The 23,545-nt window shown below is 39.9% G+C and carries 18 protein-coding genes; 5 read left to right on the forward strand and 13 right to left on the reverse strand.

Annotated features, from left to right (window positions below):
* Positions 1–36: 36 nt before the first annotated feature.
* From LZP46_RS12695 to LZP46_RS12750, 12 genes are all read right to left on the reverse strand, one after another.
* Entirely contained in the window at positions 37–810 is a 774-nt protein-coding gene (locus LZP46_RS12695) for a tRNA threonylcarbamoyladenosine dehydratase (RefSeq protein WP_236094016.1), read from the reverse strand.
* Between the two features lie 68 nt (positions 811–878).
* Positions 879–1,703 carry a TatD family hydrolase gene (locus LZP46_RS12700; RefSeq protein WP_236094017.1) on the reverse strand — a complete coding sequence of 275 codons (825 nt, stop codon included), beginning with the start codon at positions 1,701–1,703 and terminating at the stop codon, positions 879–881.
* Between the two features lies 1 nt (position 1,704).
* Entirely contained in the window at positions 1,705–2,721 is a 1,017-nt protein-coding gene (locus tag LZP46_RS12705; RefSeq protein WP_236094018.1) for an RsiV family protein, read from the reverse strand.
* A 49-nt stretch (positions 2,722–2,770) separates the two neighbouring features.
* Entirely contained in the window at positions 2,771–3,586 is an 816-nt protein-coding gene (locus LZP46_RS12710) for a hypothetical protein (protein WP_236094019.1), read from the reverse strand.
* A gap of 167 nt (positions 3,587–3,753) precedes the next feature.
* Entirely contained in the window at positions 3,754–5,343 is a 1,590-nt protein-coding gene (locus LZP46_RS12715) for a peptide chain release factor 3 (protein WP_236094020.1), read from the reverse strand.
* A 152-nt stretch (positions 5,344–5,495) separates the two neighbouring features.
* Positions 5,496–7,550 (reverse strand): GmrSD restriction endonuclease domain-containing protein, encoded by a 2,055-nt coding sequence (locus tag LZP46_RS12720; protein ID WP_180187260.1) that lies wholly within the window; start codon positions 7,548–7,550, stop codon positions 5,496–5,498.
* Positions 7,540–8,976: a DUF262 domain-containing protein gene (locus LZP46_RS12725; RefSeq protein ID WP_178318768.1), complete on the reverse strand. Its 1,437-nt coding sequence runs from the start codon at positions 8,974–8,976 to the stop codon at positions 7,540–7,542. The genes LZP46_RS12720 and LZP46_RS12725 overlap by 11 nt, the downstream gene beginning before the upstream one ends.
* 43 nt (positions 8,977–9,019) lie before the next feature.
* Positions 9,020–9,232: a DNA translocase FtsK gene (locus LZP46_RS12730; RefSeq protein WP_178318769.1), complete on the reverse strand. Its 213-nt coding sequence runs from the start codon at positions 9,230–9,232 to the stop codon at positions 9,020–9,022.
* A 21-nt stretch (positions 9,233–9,253) separates the two neighbouring features.
* Positions 9,254–10,015: a PP2C family protein-serine/threonine phosphatase gene (locus LZP46_RS12735; RefSeq protein ID WP_178318770.1), complete on the reverse strand. Its 762-nt coding sequence runs from the start codon at positions 10,013–10,015 to the stop codon at positions 9,254–9,256.
* Between the two features lie 187 nt (positions 10,016–10,202).
* On the reverse strand, positions 10,203–11,195 hold the full coding sequence (locus LZP46_RS12740; protein ID WP_178318771.1) for a Fic family protein: 993 nt from the start codon (positions 11,193–11,195) through the stop codon (positions 10,203–10,205).
* Between the two features lie 208 nt (positions 11,196–11,403).
* Positions 11,404–13,470 carry a putative bifunctional diguanylate cyclase/phosphodiesterase gene (locus tag LZP46_RS12745; RefSeq protein WP_236095220.1) on the reverse strand — a complete coding sequence of 689 codons (2,067 nt, stop codon included), beginning with the start codon at positions 13,468–13,470 and terminating at the stop codon, positions 11,404–11,406.
* 320 nt (positions 13,471–13,790) lie between these two features.
* Positions 13,791–15,995, reverse strand: coding sequence for a carboxy terminal-processing peptidase (locus LZP46_RS12750; RefSeq protein ID WP_236094021.1), 2,205 nt, complete (start codon positions 15,993–15,995; stop codon positions 13,791–13,793).
* Between the two features lie 194 nt (positions 15,996–16,189).
* Here LZP46_RS12750 and nagZ point away from each other — a divergent pair, with 194 nt between their 5' ends.
* Entirely contained in the window at positions 16,190–17,269 is a 1,080-nt protein-coding gene (nagZ, locus tag LZP46_RS12755) for a beta-N-acetylhexosaminidase (protein WP_236094022.1), read from the forward strand.
* Positions 17,270–17,496: 227 nt separating this feature from the next.
* Positions 17,497–18,411, forward strand: coding sequence for a class I SAM-dependent methyltransferase (locus LZP46_RS12760; RefSeq protein ID WP_236094023.1), 915 nt, complete (start codon positions 17,497–17,499; stop codon positions 18,409–18,411).
* Positions 18,412–18,470: 59 nt separating this feature from the next.
* Here the strand turns inward: LZP46_RS12760 and LZP46_RS12765 are convergent, their stop codons facing one another.
* Positions 18,471–19,805, reverse strand: coding sequence for an alpha/beta fold hydrolase (locus LZP46_RS12765; RefSeq protein ID WP_236094024.1), 1,335 nt, complete (start codon positions 19,803–19,805; stop codon positions 18,471–18,473).
* A 304-nt stretch (positions 19,806–20,109) separates the two neighbouring features.
* Between LZP46_RS12765 and LZP46_RS12770 the strand changes: the two genes are divergently transcribed.
* The 3 genes from LZP46_RS12770 to LZP46_RS12780 all read left to right on the forward strand — a co-directional run bounded on the left by LZP46_RS12770 (position 20,110) and on the right by LZP46_RS12780 (position 23,527).
* A complete protein-coding gene (locus LZP46_RS12770; RefSeq protein WP_236094025.1) occupies positions 20,110–21,375 on the forward strand; it encodes a glutamate-5-semialdehyde dehydrogenase in 1,266 nt (421 codons plus the stop codon).
* A 186-nt stretch (positions 21,376–21,561) separates the two neighbouring features.
* Positions 21,562–21,972 carry a hypothetical protein gene (locus tag LZP46_RS12775; RefSeq protein WP_236094026.1) on the forward strand — a complete coding sequence of 137 codons (411 nt, stop codon included), beginning with the start codon at positions 21,562–21,564 and terminating at the stop codon, positions 21,970–21,972.
* Between the two features lie 340 nt (positions 21,973–22,312).
* Complete coding sequence (locus LZP46_RS12780; RefSeq protein WP_236094027.1) at positions 22,313–23,527, forward strand: acetate/propionate family kinase; 1,215 nt, start codon at positions 22,313–22,315, stop codon at positions 23,525–23,527.
* Positions 23,528–23,545 lie beyond the last annotated feature (18 nt).

A 23,545-nucleotide genomic window follows, 5' to 3' on the forward strand; every position in this document is an offset into this window, starting at 1 on the left:
AACTTTTTTATAAGCCATGCCTCGCATGGCTTTGATTTATGTATTTTTAGCCTGTAAGGCATCTAACTTTTTCAGCACTTCAGCCACAGCCACCATTGCAAAACTGGACGTAACCACCACAGCCGAACCATAGCCACCACAACGTAAGCCTGCACTTGGGCAAACATCTGCACTGGAAAATGGATTGTCTATAGAATACACGCAGGTAATACCAAACTTTTCTTTTGGCTTTTTACAAATGCCTTTGCTGCGTAATTGGGCACGCAATTTAGCCAACATAGGGTCTTGTTCGGTTTTAGATAAATCGGCTACCCGAATTTTCAACGGATCAAGCTTCCCACCTGCACCACCCGACACAATCAAAGGAATCTTGTTAAAACGACAATGCAGCATCAACGCTAGTTTAGCTTTTACATCATCAATGCAATCTAAAATCAAATCAGGTGCAGTCGCCAATAAGACTTTGACATTGTCTGGACTGAGGTAATCATCGACCAAATTAATTTTGATACGTGGATTAATAGAACGACAACGCTCTGCCATAACATTAATTTTTTCATGCCCCAAGGTCGAACTCATGGCAGGCAATTGACGGTTAATGTTGGATGCAGCGACCACATCCATATCCACCAATGTCAGCTCGCCTATACCTGTACGTGCCAATGCCTCAACTGCCCAAGAGCCGACACCGCCAATTCCAATCACCATGACATGACTTTGGGCATAATGCTGAAAAGCACTGTCGCCATAAATTTTGGCCACACCTGCAAAACGGCGTTCATATTCATCATCTTGAAGAAGGTCTGTCATGCTGCAATCAAATCTAATTTCAAAGTGTGGGCATTTTACTGCGTTTCGCAGACTTCGTGTTGTTTCATCTAAAGTTTAGGCAAGTCTAATATTTGAATGCTATTCTGCCAAATCTGTGCGGCTAAAGTTTGCGGTGCAATATCTAAACAATCCGCTAAACTTTCAAGCACATAAATTAGATTCGCAGGGGTATTACGGGTGCGTGATTGAGTATCTGTCTGACAACATAAAGGCGTCATATCGGGGCAGTCGGTTTCCAAAACCAAATGTTCAGCACCAATTTCCTGCACAACACGCCGCAGTTTTTTTGCATTGGCATTGGTAATCTGACCTGTCACACCAATTTTAAAACCCAATTTGATCAGTGCTTTGGCTTCTTCTACCCCACCGCTAAAAGCATGTGCGATGCCACCAAACTGAAATTGTTGCTGTTTGAGTATTTTTAAGGTTTCGGCATGAGCCTTACGAATATGTAGCAGTACAGGTTTATGTTGCTGACGAGCGATTTCCAATTGCGCGGCAAAAAAATCTTGCTGCTTTTGAAACGCTTCGGGCTGTTTATGTTCAGCTAAAAAAGTATCTAAACCAATTTCGCCCACAGCGACACAATGCTGTTGTTGCAAAAACTGCTCTAAATCTTGTAGATGTTGGTCTTGATGCTGTTCAATATAAAAAGGATGCAAGCCTGGTGCAAGATGACTTTGTGGCACCTGCTCAAGTTGATTTAAAAACTGTTGTGTGGCGATTAAATCCTGAAAACGGGATTGTACAAAGCCAATCAGCACCAAATGTTCTACGCCTGCTGCATTCGCCGCATACGCCAATTGCTCCCGATCTGAGTCAAAATCAGGTACATCAAAATGGGTATGCGTATCAAACAGCGCAATGCTCATATTAAGATTTCGCTTTGGTTGTGTTTACTGCACTGGCTTCAGCAGGTTGTGCGGTTGCTTCAGAGGCTGCTTCTGTTACAGGTAAATACGTAGTTTTTATAATTCCCTGCAGTTCTGCATACGGAATGGTTAAACGTGGCAAACCAACAACATAAGGACCGATTTCATATTCCGCATATTGCAAAATTAAACCCTGTTGACCTAAATAGTAGTTTTCCGATAGCTTAAATTTCCACGCTTGCTCATATTCTTCCACATTGGTGGAAAGTTCAGATGCAATGACCCATTGTTTAAACGCTTCATAAGCTTTACGCTCCAATTGGGGACGCTGCTTCTCTAACAAAATGTCATTTAACAATACTAATTTTTTCTGCTCTAAATCAAAATTATAGTATTGCTGTGCCGATGCACCATGTGCTCCGCCCAAATAACTACTGCTATTTAGTACTACTGTTGCCAAAGGCTGATTTGCATTTAAAATTTTAGGCTTAATCATCAAACTTATTTTATGATTTGAACTTAAAGCTTTCAGTTCCTGATCAAGCGCCAAAAAGCTTTGCACATAAGGCAAGGTTTGTTTTTCTAATTTTTGTGCCAAAGTTTCAACTTGTGCAATGACTGCTTCAGTGGGGTTGCTGGCCGGTGCATCTGTAGCACTGGCTGCAGTATTTTCACTGGCTGTCTTCTCAATTGCAGCAGCTTCAGAAGCCGCCTGCTGTGGTGCAATTTCTAAAATTTGTGCCAATTCTTGAATAATTTTCTGATCAATAAAATGGTCGATAAAGGCCTGATTGCTATTCAAACGTTCAATTGAGATTTCAGGGCAGTTTTTCCCATCACATTTAGGCAACGATAAATTCAGTTTTTCAATATCGCCGACCAGTTTTAGGCTTTGCTGTTCTGTCTGCGTTTGCTCTGGCTCAACAGCTTCAGGTTCTGTTTTCTTTGGCTGACATGCAGTGATCCCTAAAGTTGTAATTAAAATACTAATCGCCAAAATACTTCTATTTTTCAACATGGATACAACCTTGATTTCATCAATTTTTGCTTATCATCGTACTCATCTACTAAAACATAGATGGATAGATCTCTGCTTTTAAAACTTGTTGTGTTTGTGCTTTGCTTAGGTAAATGTCTAACTGCGTGCCATCTTTGACAATTTCATGGGTGCGGTAATGCAATCCTAAACCCTGATCATCAAAAAACCAATCTGCCTGCCCCCAGTATAATTTGGCAGGTGCTACTTTTTTCACGTCACTGCTTTGTGTTTTGAGCCAATCCTGATAGGCCTGCTGTACAAAAGTATTCATACGGGTTTGTTGTTTGGCATCAATCACATCTAAAACAGACAAGGCTTTTTGCTGCTTCCGATCTGCGACAAAGAAATAATAGCGTTCTTTGACCTGGGTACCTTCCTGTTGGCTATCTACCCCGACTTGCAACAAGACATATTGATTGCGTTGATATGCTATACGGGTGTATATCGCTAGTTCATAAGCTTTATTTTGATCTAATTGTGCCTGCCAAGCATCGGATTTTTTTACATAGGCATCTACGGCTTGCTGCAAACTCATGTTTTGTTTTAAGCCGATCTGGTCTTGAATCACCATAGCCTGATTTTTAGCAATCCAACTGTTGAGCCATGCGTCTTGGGTATTTAAAGTTTGCACCTCTAATTCAATACAGTTTTTATTTTCACAAAAAGGCAAGGCAATATCTGCCGCCTGTTGTTTGATATTTAAATAAGGTAAAACTTCTGCCTGATCTTTCTGAAAAATAGAGGTTTGCTCATCTGAGTTTTGATTTTGTTGAGATGAGTCACAGGCGCTAAGCAAAACAATCCCGCTCAAAATTGCACCCAGATAAACCGATTTTTGCTGCATGATTTCCCCAATTCATTTATCAAAAATAATCTTTAATCTTTTACCGCCCCCATAATAAAACAGCTTCCTAAAGAAGCTGTTTTAATTTTGAAACTTTTAGGCATGCCGAACATTCATCTGCGCTACGCTGATTGCATCTGCCAGATTAAGCATCATCAACCTGAGGCTTAGTGCTCGCGTGTATTTCTAAACTCAATATCAGGATAACGCTCTTGCATTAACTGTAAATTCACGCGGCTTGGTGCGAGATAAGTTAAGTGGCCACCCCCATCGACAGACAATTGGTCGTGGGCTTTTTTCTTAAACTCATTAAATTTTTTCTCATCAGCACAAGACACCCAACGCACAGTATTGATGCTGACTGGCTCATACATACAATCAACCTTATATTCTTCTTTCAGGCGATAGGCGACTACTTCAAACTGCAGCACACCCACAGCACCTACGATTAAATCATTGCTGTTTTGTGGCATAAAGACTTGCGTTGCACCTTCTTCTGAAAGCTCCTTAAGACCTTTTTGCAGCTGTTTGGACTTCAATGGGTCTTTCAAACGCACACGACGGAACATTTCAGGTGCGAAGTGAGGAATACCTGTAAATTGTAGCTTCTCACCTGAAGTGAATGTATCGCCAATTTGAATAGTACCGTGGTTATGCAAACCAATAATATCGCCTGGCCAAGCTTCTTCTAAGTGCTGGCGGTCACCTGCCAAGAAGGTTAAAGCATCACTAATACGCACATCTTTATCAATGCGTACATGTTTCATTTTCATGCCTTTTTCATATTTACCTGAACAAATTCGCATGAATGCAATACGGTCACGGTGTTTCGGATCCATATTGGCCTGAATCTTAAATACAAAACCACTAAAGCCTTCTTCATCGGCTTCTACAACACGCTCTTGAGTTGGATGTGCTTTTGGTGGCGGCGCATATTCACTAAAAGCATTCAGTACATGATCTACACCGAAGTTACCCAAAGCAGTACCAAATAATACAGGGGTTTGACGACCCGCTAAAAACTCGTCACGGTCTAATGGCTCATTCGCCATTTGTACCAATTCAAGTGATTCTTCAAATGCTGCCCATGCCAATTCACCGACTTTTTCACGTAAATCTGCATGGTTATAGCCATCACGTACTTCTATCTCGGGAATGATTGAACCAAAGCCTGATTTATACACATAAAATTTTTCTTCGATGAGGTTAAACACCCCTGCGAAATCACGGCCTGTACCCATTGGCCAAGTAATCGGCACACATTTAATTTTGAGGACATTTTCAATTTCATCCAACAACTCTAGTGGCTCACGAATTTCACGGTCCATTTTGTTGACGAATGAAATGATAGGTGTATCACGCATACGACACACCTCCATTAATTTAATGGTACGGTCTTCGACACCTTTCGCACCATCAATCACCATCAGTGCGGAGTCTACCGCCGTTAAAGTCCGGTAAGTATCTTCAGAGAAATCTTCATGCCCTGGAGTGTCCAGCAAGTTGATCATTTTGTCTTTATATGGGAATTGCATCACCGAGGTGGTAATGGAAATTCCACGCTCTTTTTCCATTTCCATCCAGTCAGATGTAGCACCACGATCAGACTTACGGCTTTTCACCATCCCTGCAACCTGAATAGCCTGTCCCCATAACAGCAGTTTTTCTGTCATAGTGGTTTTACCAGCATCAGGGTGGGAAATAATAGCAAAGGTTCTACGAGCCTTTACTTCTCTAGCTAATTGATCTTTAAACATGAGAAAAATCTACAATATGTACACAGTTATGTACACATTTCTAAATATGTACTAAAACTGAAAAAGTGGGAATTCAAAATTGGCGTAATTGTAGCAGATTTGAATAGAATTTTACTGATTGCAGATATGTCTTGATTTATCCACAATTCAAATTATTGAATAGATTCACCAGCACACATTTCACAAAAGTCTTTGTAATCTGACTCAAACAAATCAAGCATCTTTTTCTCGTGATCTAGGATTTGTTCTTTTTTCCAAACTTTTTCTTCTTCAAGCGTTTGAATCATCAAATACAATTTAAGGGTATCAATTTTACCCTTCCTTATCTCAGGCATAAAATAATCACGTTTAGCACTTGGCAAGCGATTCCCTATGCTTGAATTTTTACTTGAACTAATGAGACACAAGTTCCCAAAGCGATGTAAATTTTCATGATCTGATTCATCACGCTCTCCCTCTATCTGTTGTGCATAAAAATGCTCAACCGAACTCCGTTGCGTAAATTTAAATTTTTTGATTACATCATATCGATCATCTAAATTACGTTTTTCTGCATTACAATAAATTAAGAAATCCAAATAGTTAAAGACAAAATTATTTTCAATATTTCCAAAGCTTAGTTTGGATTGATCAATTTTAAAATCATCAATTTTCTGATTGCCATAAATCAAATCAAAATAATCAATCTGTTTTTCATTTAGATACCGCTGAAAAATAAACTTTCTCGCTAAATGTTGGAATGCATTAAAATAGTCAGACACAGATTTATCTTTATTTTGATAAAGCCAATACAGTGCGCCATTTAACCAGTATTTATAAGACAAAGTAGGCGTGGATACATGAAATGCTGTCATCAATAATAGAATTTTTTGATTAATTTCAGAACTGTCTCCATCCAATGTATTCACATAAGAACCACTATTTTCATATCGTTTAAGTTTTTTTATGCTCCAATCATCATGATCCGTAGAATAATCCCGTTTAACAATGTATTGATCAAATATAAATTTGCACTTCAGCAAGGTAAACATAAAACCTTTTACATTCTCAATAACCCTTTCATGCTCTGGGTTTCCCTGCCCTTTTAAAAGAATATGTTTTTCAAATTGATCAATCAGTTGCTTATCATCCAATGCCACTTTTTCATTACGCATCGTTTGACTTAGCCAAATTTGTAAAACCTGTAATAAGAAATTCGGAAAATTGATAATACTGTTGAATCGTTCAGGCTTTTCTTCTTTTGTATCTTTATTTCTAATACGCTCAGGCACTTTTTTTAACATTTCAGAAATAGATTGAAAATTGTTTTCCGAATTTGTTTGTTCTTGTGATTCTACATTTTTGCTAAAAATTTCGAGCAAGCTAGAAGCATTTTCAGGAACAAAATCACCCCAATCCTTTCCAAAAATCACATCACGCTGTGTTGTGGAAAAACCATATTGAACGTAACGCTCCATATTGGCAGTCGCGTTCCAAATACTCGTAAATAGTGTCATGCTTGATGTTTTATCTGCTTCATCTTTGATTTGATTCAATACGCTCATCAATTGCGCTTTTAAAATTTCATGCTTTTCTAATTGTTCACCACGGTTATTCATAACCTCAAAATAATGATTGAGATCAGTATCTTTCGGAACTAAAACTTGTGTGATGACTACATTTTCAAATAAATATTTGCAAAAAACACTCAAGTCACCCTGTTTGATGATTTTTTGAATTGCACGTTGTAGCAACTCAAACCCCTGAACTAAATCCGCGTTATATTCGGATGATTTTAAATGTTGTAGATGATCGCCTCTGAGTAAAGCCTGAAAGGTTAAAGAAGACTTTGGACGACTATGAAAATCAAGATTGAATTGATTAAACCAAGACATATCAAGAACAATTTTTTCTTCTTTGGATAATCGTTTCAGGCAAATCGCTAACAAGGTTAAAGTGGTAAATCGTTGCTGACCATCGATAATTTCATAAGTGCTATTGCTACGCTCAAAAACAACCAAAGTTCCAATATAGTATTTTTTATTTTCTTGAGTCTGTCCTTGATTTAATTGATCAGTTTGCTTTTGATAATCTTGAATATCCAAAATTAACTGATCAATTTCTTTCTCACCCCAAGCATAATTACGCTGATACATCGGGATAATATAAGTTTGTTTATTCTCGAATAAGGCTTGAACATTAAGAGCTTGGATTGACTCATTTGTCATTATGATTTTCCTGTTTGATATAATTTAATTCTTTAAATAATTCGATCAAAGGCTCAACTTTAGTGCCTTCCTGTTTATCAACTATCGGGAGAGACCATCCTATTAACTCACTGGGTGATTGAGCATATTTCAGTAAACTGAATATATTATTTTTTATGACATAATTATCTATCGTTGCTAATTGCACCGAATATTGACTAATACGACTGTGATATGCCCAAATAAAAATCTTTTCAATCGCCTCAGATAACCGATCGGTAGCAAATTTATCGATGTAAAAAATCAATGCAGAATCAAACAAGGTTCGCACATAGCCATCACCTGACCGATGGCTTGCACCATGAAATTTATTCAAACTTTTGATAATTCTATTTGCTCTATCTTGTAATATTGCACCAAACATAGAGATCTTCTCAGACTGATCTTGATGATCCACCACTTTACTGATCTGTTTTTCATAGTGCTCAACCATTTCAAAAAATCGACGACCATTTATGATCATTTGATCAAGCTGAAATGGGAAACTCATTTCTTGTCGATCTATTTGCCGTTGATATTGTGCGTTATAGTCATCAATAAAATAATGCGCTATGCGTAATGGTTCTAAATATGGATGATGGTCTGATTGCCCAAGATGAATACCTTTAAAAAGATGCACATGATCTTTATTGAAAAATCTTGCGGACTTTCCTCTTGACCAAAGACGAATACGGAATAGATAGTTCGAAAATAACTTTGCCAAATGAGCCGAGTCTAAACTTTCCCAATGCGCAACAGTTTGCGCTTCTAAATGTTGCTCCTGTTCAGAAAATTCTCGTAGATGATAAGCTTTTAAAAGATCATGCGGTTCTAAATCACGACCACGTGCATTTTGTGAATCAAAAAACTGAAATGCCTCTGAAATATCATCTAAAATAAAAACCGCAACCTGACAATTATTGAGTAAAAAATCAATATCTTGTTCGGAAAAGTTTACTGCAACGATCCGTTTAGCGGCATTAAAGTTCTGATAAATATTGTAATGGCTAATATCACTATTAAATTTTTGCACATCCATAAAGACATTAATTTGATTCGATATTTCATTCAAAACTGTTTTCAGATCCTCTCGTTCTAAATCTAATTCTTGCTTCTGAATAACCGCCCAAACAAGGAGTATTAAAGTTAAAGTTCGTTGTTGTCCATCCACAATATTTATATTTTTAAGGCTCGTATTATTTTTATCACGGTGTAATACGATAGTACCCAATCGATATGCAGATTTATCTTTATGTTCCTGTATATCATTGACGAGGGCATTTAAATTTTTTTCTGTCCATTTGTAAGGACGCTGATAATCAGGAATTCTGAGTTGATCTAAAATTAAGAGTAATTCTTTTACTGACCAAATTCCTGTTTTCAGTTGATCAACTTGATGCTGAGCCATAAAAAATTATCCTAAAAATAAAATTTTTTAATTATTAAAGTTGTTATTTCATACCTTGATGCAATTTATAGCCATACCCATAATCTAGAACAAAAGTTTTTGTAGATTCACAAATACTTGCTTCAATTAACTGGCTAAGTAGTTGTTCTGCATGAGAATACCCAATTAAAAAATGGCGTTGTAAACTCGATACAGAAACGACACCCACTTCCTTTGTGAATAATTTGGCACGTTCAAAAAGATCATCTGATTGCATAATTTCCCCATTCTCAATGAATTAAATTTTTGCTCGTACTAAGACCATGCTGATATTGTCATACGCCTGTTTTGAATCTAATGACGCTTTCATATTGAGTAACCATGTTCGAAGCTCCATATCTACTTTTAATGGAGGCCATTCTGTACACTCCATCACATCATGTACGCCATCCGTACAGACTAATAGGGCATCATTCTGAGTTAAGAATTCCTCAGCTATTGTAAAATCCATCACTTCATGCAAGGGATCAGCACAAAAGTATTGTAATAATGCACCATACATACTGGCATAGTTCTCTCCAGCTTTTACTTCTCCATTTGCTCTTAACTGTTCAAGATAATTATGGTCACTCGTCAGACAGTGCCATTTTTGATCATGCTGACTAAACAAATAAACTCGGCTATCACCAATATGTTGAATGGTTACAAAACCTTGTCTTGTACCGTGATGAATGAGTGCGAGTGTTGAACTGGCGCCAAAACTACTTTTTTTATTTGCTAATTGATCAACAAGATACTGCTGAATGGTAAATGCTTGACAAGGTTCTATCTTTTTATTTTGTATTAAAGCTTTTAAGACCGTATAGGATGCTTGCTCAGCTACTGGACTATTACTAATCCCATCCGCTACAGCAACACACCATAATTCTGTTTCAGAATGGCTGTAAAGTTTACTGATCAGCCCATTATGTTGAATAACCTTATTTTCAATCAATATGGCATCTTGTTGATACTTCGATCTTGCCTTCCATGTCAGACCTTGCATTTCAAAAGTACTCATCACACCGATCTCACACTTGGTAATGATTTTATTTTTACCAAACCCCAATAGCACAATCAAGAAAAATATTAAATAAATTATTGATTAATAATAAATTATTCATTTAAAAACTTACTTTACGCTTTTTGATTATCATTCATGTCTAACTACTTAAGCAAAGATGTAATAAAATATTTTTCAAGCTAAATCATGGTTTAAGACGATACTTTTGTTTCGGACTTTTCGGTTTATCTGGAATAGTACGCTCAATCAAGCCAGCTTCTATAGCAGGATTCAAGTAATTCTTTTGGAACGTTGCTCGATGAGTCAATCCGACCAATTGCATCAACTCAGCGAAAGTATAGTCTCCTTGCTTCATTGCTGAAATTAACCGTTGAACATGATCGCCAGCTTGAGCGGTAGCATGATCGCTGTCTTGAGCGGTATCGGTTGAACTAAGAATGGCATCTAAAATCATCTGTAAGATGAATTCTATAAATGGGGCTGAATCTGTTCGGTCTGTACTTGCTTGCAAAGCATCATAGTAGGCTTTTTGATTTTGATAGATCAAACTCTCAACAGGAATATTAGCAAAGATTGGATTCCACCTGCTCAAAATCAATGTCTGCCACAGCCTTCCCATCCGCCCATTACCATCTGCGAATGGATGAATAAACTCAAACTCATAATGGAATACTGAACTTTGAATGAGTGGATGCACATCACTATCATTCAACCAACCAAGTAGATCAGCCATAAGACGATTGATCTGATTCGCAGGTGGCGCCATATGCACCACACGATCACCTGACATTACACCGACACCACCATGACGATATTGACCGACTTCATCAATCAAGCCTGTCATCAAAACTTGATGTGCTTGTAATAGGTCTGCTTCTTGGCTCGGTTGCCACTGCTGAAATGCTTCATAGGCTTTGATAGCGTTACGCACTTCCTGTACTTCTTTTGGAGGTGCAATTACTGTTTTACCATTAAGGATTGCCGTGATTTGCTCAGTGCTAAGCGTGTTACCTTCAATCGCAAGTGAACCTTGAATGGTACGAATACGATTAGCTTTTCTAAGTTTTAAATTTTCTTGGATTTCTTCTAAAACAGTCAAACGCCCTATATTCTCACTGATCTGAGCAATCAAATGAATGATTTTTGAGGTGATAGTATAAGGCGGTTGGTATTTCATATTCCCTCAGTGCGCACCAGAATTATTCATCAAAACACTAATATTTATAAACTTATTAAAAAATAAAAGAAATTACCGTATAAACTCATTTTTCAAAACAACCTTACCACCTATCAACTGCATATATTCATAAAAATCTTCAATCATCTGTTTTTGATAATAGCTGATTCCATGTTCATGCCAGTGATCATTTTTATATGCCACTAACTTAAGCCGAATGTTTAAACAACTCTTCTAAACGCTCAACATCCATCGGTAAGCCTAATAAATAACCCTGCAATTGCTGACAGCCCAAACGGGTTAAAATTTCTGCTTGCAATGGTGTTTCCACCCCTTCAGCAGTCACAGTTAAACCTAGTTTAATCGCCAATTGAATAATACTTTCTAAAATTAATTCTTCTTTACTGTCCGAACGCAAATCTAAAATAAAAGCACGGTCAATTTTCAACTCATCGACTGGCAATTTTTTCAGATATAAGAAGCTCGAATGTCCTGTACCAAAATCATCAATCGCCAATTGAATCCCCATTTGACGCAAACGCTCAAAACTACGAATACTCGATTCAATATGATGCATTGCCGTGCTTTCAGTCACTTCAATCATCAGGTGTTGGGGTTGAATCTCATAGCGTTTAAACAAGTTTTCTAAAGTCGAAAATAAATGCTTATGTTCAAACTGCACTGCCGATAAATTCACAGCCACAGGGAATAACGGTGCGCCCGATCTTTCCCAAATTTGAATTTGTTTAAAGGCTTCTTCTAGCGTCCAATAGCCAATTTGAATAATCAACCCCGTCTTTTCAGCCCCTTTAATAAACATATTTGGGGTAAGTAAACCATGCACGGGATGATACCAACGAATTAAAGCTTCTACGCCACAAACTTTATGGTCAGTGGCTTTAAACTTTGGCTGATAGAACAACGCAAATTGTTGTTGTTCAGCTGCTTTATATAAATCATTAATCAACTTACTTTGGCTTTTGGCCTCAAGTAACTCTAGATCATAATTAAAGACTGAACTGGTGTTACGCCCCTGATATTTAGAGGTCAGCATCGCCGCATCGGCATTCATTAAAATATCTTGCAAATTGGTGCCATGCTCTGGATACATCGCAATGCCAATACTGCCTGAAATATTAATGACCTTGCCTGCAATTAAGAAACTTTGCTGAATCAATTCCAATATTTTTTCAGAAATAACGGTGGCTTCGGCAATATCGGTATGTTCTATCACCAAAAGAAATTCATCGTCACCAATTCTTATTAACTGGGTATTTTCACCTAAGTGGGATTGCACTCGTTTAGACAACTGAATCAGCAATTGATCGCCAACATGGTGCCCAAATACATCATTCACCGCTTTAAAGCGGTCTAAGTCGATATATAAAAACGCAATTTTAGTATTTTTTTGCCGATGCTCAGAAAAAAGCAATTGTGCATATTCAGCTAAATATAAACGGTTGGGCAATTTGGTCAGATTATCTTTGAGTGCCTGATCGGCTAATTCTCGATTAGCCAAAGACAATTGTCTGCTTTTTTCTTCTAAGCGCAACTCCAGCAGAGATACGCCCACCGCAGCAGCAAAAATCAGACTGGTTACTAAAATAACCACCAACAGGGCTGGTCCTTGCCCGATCTGGAAATGACCTGATTGAGGCAAATCGGCTGTAGAGTAAAAATGCAGTGCTTCCATGCCTATATAGTGCATGGCAACAATGCTCAGACTCATGAGCACCGCGATGAAAATTTTATATTGTGCCTGACGCTCCATTCTGCACTTGGAGCGAAACATAAACCAAAAGGTAAGTATTGCTCCACCAATCGCTACTAATACAGATAGCAAAACAATCGTGGGATCATAATAACTACGGTAACCTTCTACCTGAATTCCCATCATGCCCGTATAGTGCATGCCTGAAATGCCCAACCCCATCAAAATGCCGCTTAGAATCAAGCGCGCCACAGGCAAAGTCGGTTGTGTGGTCAGCCAAACCGCACACGTAGAGGCGATAAATGCAATAACAAAAGACAGGATCGTAAAACTAAGATCAAACTGATACGGTGCAGGTAATTGGCAGGCCAACATGCCCACAAAGTGCATACTCCACACTGCCGCACCTAACAGTAAACCGCTCATGATTAATGCAATTTTTTTTAGTTGTTGTTGTACATTTTGAAAGAGCATTTGCTCAACAGACACTGCAAAATAGCAGGCCAACACTGAGATTGCTACCGAGCCAATTACCAAGCTCAGATCATAATGTACATGCATTATTAGATGTATCCATCTCTGTCATATTTTATTGTTTTTTGGTTACTCAATCTCACACTCTCTTATAAATAACAACTAAAAAGCAACCTGAACGGCGGATTGATCTAGCAAAGACCGCATTGATTTTAGAATCTAATACTATTCTGCTTTGGTCAATAGTCAAATAAATAATATATCGTCATAAAATAATGGCAATTTAAAACTGCTAAAAATAGCTGTCTAACTCAAAACTATAAGCATCTTGCCATTTTACTTTTCGCTTTAGGATAAAAACCAGCAACTTTTAGCTGCTGGTTCTATTTGATTAAGATTCTAAGATTGTTTTATGGTTGATTCGGCTCAGATACACCTTTTTGTAACATGGCATAATCTTGTAACACCTGCGCTGCTTCAATCACAAAAGTTTCTTCCTCAGGCAAGGCAGGACGTTGTGCCGCCTTCATTTTGGCACGCGCTTCTGCCAAAGCATCAATGGATGCCTGATAGCTCTCCCAATTGGCAAATGGTTTCAAACCTGTTGCCTGACGGCGTTTGTTTTCCGCAGTCAGCGTTTGTTGCTCCAAAGCCAGCAACTCTGCTCTGCGTTGTTCAATATCTAACACAATACTTTTGCGATCTTCAGTTTGTTTGGCAATTTGCTTACGTTGTTCTAAATATTGAAATTGCGGATCAAGCTTTACACGTTGCTGTGACAATTGACTCAACTTGGTGATATACGGCTGCACTGAACCTTCACGCTTAAATGGCGCAGTTGGAATAGTATCCCACTTCAAGGCATTTTTCGCTTTGCGTTCACCAAACTCCTCATTGTAAATATCCACCAGTTTAATGTCTGGAATCACACCCTTGTTTTGGGTACTTCCGCCTGTAATACGGTAGAACTTACGTTGAGTTAAGGTCGCCTGACCATAGGCCAAGGTGTCGAGTTGTACCTGCGCCGTGCCTTTACCTGTGGTGGTGCTACCAATCACAATCCCGCGCTGATAGTCCTGAATTGCAGCAGAGTAAATTTCACTGGCCGAAGCAGAAGCTAAGTTAATCATCACTGCCAATGGGCCTGCATAAGTCTGTGCACCACCATCGTCATCTTCAAATACGCTCACATTGCCATTGCCATCACGAATTTGCACCACAGGGCCTGATTTGATTACTTGCCCAAGCATACGTGCCACTTCTTCCAATGAACCGCCAGGGTTGTTACGTAAATCAATAATAATCCCTGCGACATTTTTGGCCGCCAAACTTTTCAGGGCATTGTTGGTATCTTCCGATACCGAGCGATATTCATTACCTGCACGACGCGCACGGTAATTCAAATAAAACGATGGAATTTCAATCACACCATAGGTATAAGTTTGACCATCACGTTTGATGTCAATCGTTCGTGAGCGAACTCCCGCATCTTCTTCCTGAATCACATCACGCACAATGGTCACATTACGCGCCTGATTCATCGCCGCACCCGCACCCAACAAACGCACAGTGACTTTGGTGCCACGTTTACCGCGAATCAGCCCCACAATTTCATTGCTCGGCCAACCCACAACATCCACCATTTTTTCGCCATCTTGCGCCACACCAATAATGCGGTCACCCGATTTCACCTGCCCTGTTTTACTGGCAGGGCCACCCTCAACAATGGTTTCAATTTTGGTGTAATCTTCATTGCCTCGTTCAGGACGAATCGACACCCCAATCCCTTCCAACTGTAAAGTCGTTTGACGGTTTAGCTCCATCGCATCGACTGGTGGGAAGTAGTTACTGTGCGGATCGTAAGTCAGCATCATCGCATTTAAAGTTTTGTCCAGTACATCATCACTCTTTAAACGATTCATGCGCTCTAACTGCCGTGTATAACGTTTGGTTAGCGTTTGCACTGGAGTCAAATCTTCAGGACTAGCCAAATCTTGCCCATTGGTCAACTCAGGATTGTCTTTAATGGCTTTTTGTTTTGCCAGTTCTTCTTCTTTGCTGATGGTGAGGTTAATCAGCTGAGATACCAGCATTTTTTGCCAGTGCGCACGCATTTCTGCTTCTGTTTTAAAGAACGGTGCTTTTTCTCGATCTGTTTCAATACTGACATTTGGCTGTTTTAAATTTTGTGGTTTTTTCAGCTCTGCCAACATGAAATGATAAAACTGTTTTAAGCGTTCACGATACTGGGCATGAATTTGATACGGCCCAGCCAAATTACCCGCTTTTAAGGATGCACCAAAAGTTGCCGCATACTGTTTACGGTACTGTTCAACTTCCTTTGCCAAAAACAAGGTGTGGTCTGGGTCTAGACTGTCGATATAAAAATCAAAAATACGCTGAGATGTAGACGCATCCAAACGCTGATTTAAATAATGCTGACGATCGACCAAGGTCGCCAATTGACGCGAAACCAAAGCTTGTTCCTGCGTCGGCACAATACTGTTGGCCACTGCAGCGGTGTTATTGGCTGCAATCGCTTCATTAATGGCGTGAGAAAAGAAAAAACCGCCAGTTGCAATAGCAACCGCACAAGCGATGGTTTGAAGTTTCATAAAAATATTTACGTCCTTGGTTTTTGACCAATCTCTGCTTTTCAATGCGAATCGAGCAGATTCAAAATCTTATATAACTTAATTAGGTTCTGTCGTGTAGTTTTATCATAATCTGTACTGTCAAAATGTAGCAAATCATTGCAGAATTCGGGTATTGTTTTTTTATTGATAAAAATCGAATACGGACACCCACTATGATTGGCGCATTGATGCTCGACATTGCAGGTACAGAGCTTACCCAAGAAGATATTGAACTATTACGCGCTCCGCAAGTCGGTGGCGTAATTTTATTTGCCCGAAATATCCAGTCACCTGCTCAAGTTCGTGCCTTAACCGATCACATGCGCCAAGTCCGTCCAGATATTTTAATTGCAGTGGATCAGGAAGGTGGCCGAGTTCAACGCTTGAAACAAGGTTTTACCTTATTGCCTGCTATGGGTAGATTTGGTGAACTGTACCAGACTGAACCAGAACGTGCGCTGAAACTTGCCGAAGAGTGTGGCTGGTTAATGGCCACCGAGGTGCTGGCTGTAGGTATTGATTTTAGTTTTGCACCCGTCTTGGATTTAAATGACATCAGCGATGTGATTGGAGATCGTGCTTTTGCTCAACAACCTGCCGACATTATTGCTTTGGCAGATGCCTTTTTACGCGGAATGCACCGTGCAGGTATGGCTACCACAGGCAAGCACTTTCCTGGACATGGTTCGGTTAAAGCGGATTCTCACGTGGCAGCCGCCATCGATTCACGTACCTTTGCAGAAATTCAGCAGCATGACCTGCAAACCTTTATCCAGTTGCAAAATCAGCTAGATGCCTTAATGCCTGCACATGTGATTTATGATCAAATCGACCCAAACCCTGCTGGTTTTTCTGAATTTTGGTTACAACAAGTCTTGCGTCAAGATATGGGCTATGATGGCGTACTCTTTTCGGATGATTTAAGCATGCAGGCCGCTTGTGTAGCAGGCGATGCTGATGCCCGTTTGCGTGCAGCCTTAGCTGCAGGCTGTGATATGGGCTTGGTCTGCAACAACCGTGCAGCGCAACAACTGGCTTTAAATGCGATTACGGATTTTCCTTTGCCTAATCAAGCTCGATTGGAACGTATGCGTGGCAAAATTCCTGCCCTAAACACAGTTGAGTTGCGTGAAACCCTCGACTTGGGTGATGAATGGCGTACAGTGCGTGATCGCATCTTAACCTTTAAAGAACAAAGCGCAGCCTTATTGCCAGCGCAAGCCAGTCGAGACCCAACCGCTTATACAATTTAGATAAGCAGTACAAATAGTGCAGTTAAACCAAACTCAACCTGCACTTCATTTGAGAATCTGAGCATTACTTTTACGATAAAGAGACACGACAGCGTGTCTCTTTTTGATTATGATAAAATTTCTCATATTTTCAGCATGGCTTACATTCAGGATTTTGACCTGAGTTTATTTCTAAATAGCTGTGAAACCACATGACCACCATATAAAAAACTAAGGTCCAAATTCGTATGACAAGAACCGTAATTTCCCAAGAAGATCACTCGCAGAGTTCAAATACTCCCCCTGTAGCACCACCGCTATCTAAGCATCGCCATATTTCTTTTACTGCACATTATACGGGTTATATCTGGTATCAAATGGGTATATCACACCCTGTATTTGCAACCCGCAAAGGCAAATTTTTAGCCAAATTGGTGCATCCTCTAGAAAACTGGGCAGAACGTCATGTTGGCGGAAGTATGCGCAGTACACTCAAACAACGTCACCAAATGATTGATGCACATTTGAGCCAACTGATTCAGCAGCATCCACAACTACAAGTACTCGAAATTGCGTCTGGATTGTCGCCACGCAGTTGGAACTTCCGACAAAAATTTCCTGAATTGAATTACCGTGAACTTGATTTGCCAGATATGGCAAAAATTAAGACTCAAGCTTTGCAACAAATTAATCCCGATGCGCCTAAAGTGCTCACAGGTGACATTTTCAGTGAATCTTTCCAAGACATTTTTGAAAATTTTGACCACTCGCAGCCCTTGGTGATTATTAGTGAAGGCTTGATTAACTACTTTAACTTAGACATGCTGCAACAGCTGTTACAAGGCATGTGTAACTACACCCAAGACTTTCCAGAACTGCATTATTTAACCGATATTTACCCTGAACCCGTCAAGAACAAATTGGCCAGTTTTATTTGGAGTTCGAGTCGCTTACTGAAGTTTATGTCACGCAGTGCCTTCACTTTCCATTTTCAATCTCCACAGCAATTGTCACAGTTTTTTCAAAGTGCAGGTTTTGAGCAAGTCAAGGTACAACAGCCACAGTTATATTTTTCCAGCGCCCCGCTAGACAATTCAAATGAAGAACATTTAGGCGATTTAGTTTGGATGATTCATGCCTACAAAAAAAATAGCGTGGTTTAACACGCTATTTTCATTCTTTCTTATTCAAGTAATTTCAGCTCTATGAAATCACAATATACCTAGCAGGCATATTCTAAATTTTGGGCAAGCGCTTTTTGACACGCTACATAGCGCAACAAACGCTCTGCTACATCAAAACTACCATGCTTAAACAATGCACGCAGTTGCGACCCTTCACTTTCAAAAATTAAACACTCTATGCTAAAGCTGCCTTCTTCATCTTGTAGCTGCAAGGCCATATCCCGTTCAAATTGTGCTGCCTGTGCAGACAACGTTGGATTTTCAAAATCAAGTAACACACCAAAGAAGTTTAAATCGACAATGTGTGTGGCAACATTCAAATCAGAATGACGATGCTGCAAATGACTATGCGGGTTTTGTACAGCAATGCGAGCCTCACCACGACGTTCCATCGTCAGAAGCTGCGCACGTGTCATGGGAATGATGCCATCTAAGTCCTGAATAGATTCATCGCTTAAAAAAGTCGCAAACAAATTCATGGTTTCTTTACGGCGCTGTAGTTGCGGCACATGATCTGCATTGGCAATCATGGCAAACTCCATATTCGGGCACTGTAAAGCAAAGTTGGCATTTTCATGCGGTAAGGTAAAACTGTCATATTGCCCACACGCCACCAAAACCTTACATTGTGGAATAGGCACATTAGTTAAACGCAATAAACGGTTGCAGTTCACATCGTAGCGATCTTGCTCTGTGGCGGTAAAGTCGGCCATTTGTCGGTAAAACAAACGCTTTGCAGTCGGAGACATGCGAGTTTGTTCCATTTTGGCATGATTGACCAAGTACAAAATCACCGCCTGACCAAACTCATCCATGCGCTGCTCTTTCATTAAATGCAGCGATTCTTCAAGCAACATGCGCCAACTTTTACGGGTCTTTTGCATGACCCCCATTAAAATCATGCGATCAATCAATTCAGGACGCTGATCTGCCAAACAAGATGCCACCACCGAACCCAATGACATGCCCATCACCGAGACTTTATCTAAGTCGACAATATCCAGCCAGTCACCCAACATCTGCCCCAAGTCATGCAGTTCTAACGTTCCTGCCGACTCACCTGTTTCCACATTGGTCATTTGCTGATTGGCGCCCATAGATGGCATATCAATTAAAATAATTGGCCCAGCACGAAAGAGCTGTTCCACACAATATTTATACGAATTAAAGTTTTGGAATGCACCGCCAATAATCACAATTGGGGTTAAATGTGCGGTTTCTGGCTGAGCAATTGCCATGTACTCCACTTTCCAACCATTGATCCAAGTGGTACGAGCGGGTTGTTTAAAGCTGTGCTTATCGTAAATATCAAAAAAACAGACATGCGAACTTGCGTCCTGTACATCCGTGTCCATCTGGATCATGGAATTCATATTCCTTACCTCCATGCGCATTTTATTTTTATTGTGCAAGTGTTCGTAATTGAACGATTACCATCTTTACCGAAGTGGCATCCCGCTTATTGTTGTGAATGACATCAATGTCTTATCGCATCATTCTATACAGGTGCTGATTTTATACGCAAGATTTTCTATGACCGCTCATCTACTTTTAAAGATGAATAGATTACAAAATATGTAAAGATTGAACAATTTAGTCTATTTTCTGCCGAGATGCTTCATTGTGCAGGCACAGACTGCTAATATCAGATAGAAATTTCTAAGTGATCAAACCGCTATGCAAGAGTCTATTGAACAATATATGCAAACGGTAGGACAACAAGCACGCCAAGCCTCTCGTGTCTTAGCAAGCGCTTCTACCCAATCTAAAAACAATGCGTTATCGGCTATTTATACGGCATTGGAAAATAGCGAGTCCGCTATTTTAGCTGCCAACCAAATTGATATGACCAAAGGTCGTAACAACAACTTGGATAGCGCACTGCTTGATCGCTTAGAACTTAACCCCGCACGCTTTAAAGGCATGTTACAAGGTCTAAAAGATGTGATTGGCTTAATGGATCCAATTGGAGAAATTACTGATATGGCTTACCGTCCATCAGGTATTCAATTGGGTAAAATGCGGGTGCCACTAGGTGTGGTGGGTATGATTTACGAATCACGTCCCAACGTGACCCTTGAAGCTGCATCTTTGGCTTTAAAATCAGGCAATGCCATTATTTTACGTGGTGGTTCTGAAGCATTGGAATCCAATCAAGCCATTGCAACTGCGATTCAACACGGTTTAAAAGCTTCAGGTTTGCCAGAAACTTCGGTGCAAGTGATTAACACTTCAGACCGTGCTGCAGTCGGGCAACTGATTACCATGTCTGAATATGTGGATGTAATTGTGCCACGTGGCGGTAAAAGTCTGATTGAACGCATCAGCAATGAAGCACGTATACCAGTGATTAAACATTTAGATGGTAACTGTCACGTATTTGTAGAAGCACAGGCTGACTTGCAAAAAGCGCTACCAATTGCACTGAATGCCAAAACGCACCGTTATGGTGTTTGTAATGCTATGGAAACCTTGTTGGTCGATGAGGCTGTTGCAGAACAATTCTTGCCTCGCATTGCCGAGCTGTATGCAGAGAAACAGGTCGAATTACGCGGTTGCCCAGCAACCCAAAAGATTTTGGGTACAAGTGTTAAAACTGCCACAGAAGAAGACTGGTACACCGAATATCTAGGTCCGATTTTGGCAGTTAAAGTGGTTTCAGGCATAGATGAAGCGATTGAACATATTAATAAATATGGTTCACATCATACCGATGCGATTATTACTGAAAACTTTAGCTTGGCGCGTCAATTCTTGGCTGCGGTAGATTCTAGTTCAGTCATGATTAACGCTTCTACACGCTTTGCTGATGGTTTTGAATATGGTTTAGGTGCTGAAATTGGAATCTCTACCGATAAAATTCATACCCGTGGCCCTGTCGGTTTGGAAGGTTTAACCTCACAAAAATGGATCGTGTTTGGCGATGGTCAAATCCGCCAATAAAATCCATCTGTAATTTTGCAACATCTAAATGTAATGTTCAGTTTCACATGAAGCTGAACATTATTCCCTTCTATTTTTTAGACATTGTTTTAAGACACAGTTCCACTACACATTTCTGCCTCACGCTCACTTAAAATAAAAACACCATCAAGATTAGAAAAATCATCAAAAAGAGTGGCGATGCTTATGTTTTATTATTTGATTATTAGTACCTTTGCTTTAGCACTGTTGGTGTCGTTCATTGTCATGCGTCTGTTTTCCAGCTCCATTAATGCTATTTTGGCACGTATCATTCACGACCCTATCCATGAAGCATGGGCAAAATACACCAAGTTTGCAGGCATGGTGGTGGGTACATCATCAGGCATTCGTATTTACGATATGGAAAAATACATCACACCGCTGACCTATGCCGAGAATGATAAAAAAATTGTAATAGAACTGACTCAAGAACGCTGGGTACTAGAAATTTACCGCACCATTATTGAAACCTTGCAAGGTTTGGCGTGGATGATGCTGGTGTTTTTTATGGTGGCATTGATTGCTTATGTGATTGTCCGCTGGTCGGAAATTAAGTACGCAGCCAAATCTAAATAAACCGACAAAGATTGAGGAAATAATTTAAAACAGTTTGCCACTCGTCTGCAGAATGAAGTGTGCTATGTTAAGAGAATACAACAGGAATTAAGCAGAAATTTTAGACCGTTATTTCATGAATAAATGAAAGTTTTGGACTGATAAATTTTAATTATTTATGATTTCATGGTCGATAATGCTTAAGTCTAATCTCCTAAAGTCTATCTAGGAGCAACAAAAAACCCATGATAAAACATACATACTGATCAAGATTGCAGCGCAACACATTGCCATTTGCCATATCTTGCAATGCAGCTTGATTCACTAGGGATAACTTCAATTAGAATTCGGGTACATAAACGTGACTACATCAGTATTAGTGATTAACTGCGGATCTTCTTCTATTAAATATGCACTTGTATCTGAAAGCGTTGGAGATCGTATTTTTGGTTTGGCAGAAAATCTAGGTTCTGCTGATGCACGCATTAAAGGCATTACCGCAGGTGGTGAACCTCTCGAACTTTCTATTCCACATGCTGACCACGAAAAAGCATTGGAAACAATTCTTGGCCGCTTGTCGCAATATAAGCCTCAAGCCATTGGTCACCGCGTTGTACACGGCGGTACTTTAACCAAAGCAGAATTATTAACAGAAGAAATTGTTCAACGTATTCGTGCAGCAACTCCGCTTGCTCCGTTACATAACCCAGCACACTTGGTGGGTATTGAAGCAACGATGCGTTTGTTCCCAGAGCTTCCGCAAGTCGCTGTATTTGATACTGCATTCCACCAAACTATGCCTGCACACGCTTACCGTTATGCAGTACCTAAATTCTTATATACCGACCACAACGTACGTCGTTATGGCTTCCACGGTACAAGCCATGCATATGTTTCAGAGCGTGGTTCAGAATTGGCAGGTAGCTTTAAACAAGGCGGCTGGTTAACAGCTCACTTAGGTAACGGTAGCTCAACTTGTGCGATTTGGAATGGTCAAAGTGTAGATACATCTATGGGCTTAACCCCACTTGAAGGTTTGGTAATGGGTACCCGTAGTGGTGATGTAGATCCAAGCTTACACAGCTTCCTTGCAAGCAACTTGGGTTGGGACATCTACAAAATTGACAAGATGCTAAACAGCCAAAGTGGTTTACTCGGCTTGTCAGGTTTATCGAACGACATGCGTACCCTAATTGAAGCATCTGAACAAGGTAATGAAGATGCAACGCTTGCCATTGAAGTATTCTGCTACCGTTTAGCTAAATCTTTAGCTGCACTTAGCTGTGGTTTACCACGCTTAGACGGCTTGTTCTTCACTGGTGGTATTGGTGAAAACTCTGCTTATATCCGTGAAAAAACAGTATCTTACTTACCACACTTCGGCTTTAACTTCAGTAAAGAGCGTAACGACAACTTAAAACGTGGTACTGAAGGTCGTATTGATGCTGGTACTGGCCCACAAATTTGGGTTGTACCAACTGACGAAGAAGGCCGTATTGCTAAAGAAACTGCGCACGTTGCTGAGGAGCTAAAGTCAGCTGGAAAAAAGTCTGAATGTGATGCTGCGATTGCTTAAGCAATCGTAGTGCTCAGC

The organism is Acinetobacter sp. SCLZS86, from assembly GCF_021560715.1.
In the GTDB taxonomy this organism is placed as follows: domain Bacteria; phylum Pseudomonadota; class Gammaproteobacteria; order Pseudomonadales; family Moraxellaceae; genus Acinetobacter; species Acinetobacter towneri_A.

Bases quoted from the DNA above. Each gene is read 5' to 3' on its own strand.
- LZP46_RS12695 (WP_236094016.1), bottom strand. From the start codon at position 810: ATGACAGACCTTCTTCAAGATGATGAATATGAACGCCGTTTTGCAGGT.
- LZP46_RS12700 (WP_236094017.1), bottom strand. From the start codon at position 1,703: ATGAGCATTGCGCTGTTTGATACGCATACCCATTTTGATGTACCTGAT.
- LZP46_RS12705 (WP_236094018.1), bottom strand. From the start codon at position 2,721: ATGTTGAAAAATAGAAGTATTTTGGCGATTAGTATTTTAATTACAACT.
- LZP46_RS12710 (WP_236094019.1), bottom strand. From the start codon at position 3,586: ATGCAGCAAAAATCGGTTTATCTGGGTGCAATTTTGAGCGGGATTGTT.
- LZP46_RS12715 (WP_236094020.1), bottom strand. From the start codon at position 5,343: ATGTTTAAAGATCAATTAGCTAGAGAAGTAAAGGCTCGTAGAACCTTT.
- LZP46_RS12720 (WP_180187260.1), bottom strand. From the start codon at position 7,550: ATGACAAATGAGTCAATCCAAGCTCTTAATGTTCAAGCCTTATTCGAG.
- LZP46_RS12725 (WP_178318768.1), bottom strand. From the start codon at position 8,976: ATGGCTCAGCATCAAGTTGATCAACTGAAAACAGGAATTTGGTCAGTA.
- LZP46_RS12730 (WP_178318769.1), bottom strand. From the start codon at position 9,232: ATGCAATCAGATGATCTTTTTGAACGTGCCAAATTATTCACAAAGGAA.
- LZP46_RS12735 (WP_178318770.1), bottom strand. From the start codon at position 10,015: ATGAGTACTTTTGAAATGCAAGGTCTGACATGGAAGGCAAGATCGAAG.
- LZP46_RS12740 (WP_178318771.1), bottom strand. From the start codon at position 11,195: ATGAAATACCAACCGCCTTATACTATCACCTCAAAAATCATTCATTTG.
- LZP46_RS12750 (WP_236094021.1), bottom strand. From the start codon at position 15,995: ATGAAACTTCAAACCATCGCTTGTGCGGTTGCTATTGCAACTGGCGGT.
- nagZ (WP_236094022.1), top strand. From the start codon at position 16,190: ATGATTGGCGCATTGATGCTCGACATTGCAGGTACAGAGCTTACCCAA.
- LZP46_RS12760 (WP_236094023.1), top strand. From the start codon at position 17,497: ATGACAAGAACCGTAATTTCCCAAGAAGATCACTCGCAGAGTTCAAAT.
- LZP46_RS12765 (WP_236094024.1), bottom strand. From the start codon at position 19,805: ATGAATTCCATGATCCAGATGGACACGGATGTACAGGACGCAAGTTCG.
- LZP46_RS12770 (WP_236094025.1), top strand. From the start codon at position 20,110: ATGCAAGAGTCTATTGAACAATATATGCAAACGGTAGGACAACAAGCA.
- LZP46_RS12775 (WP_236094026.1), top strand. From the start codon at position 21,562: ATGTTTTATTATTTGATTATTAGTACCTTTGCTTTAGCACTGTTGGTG.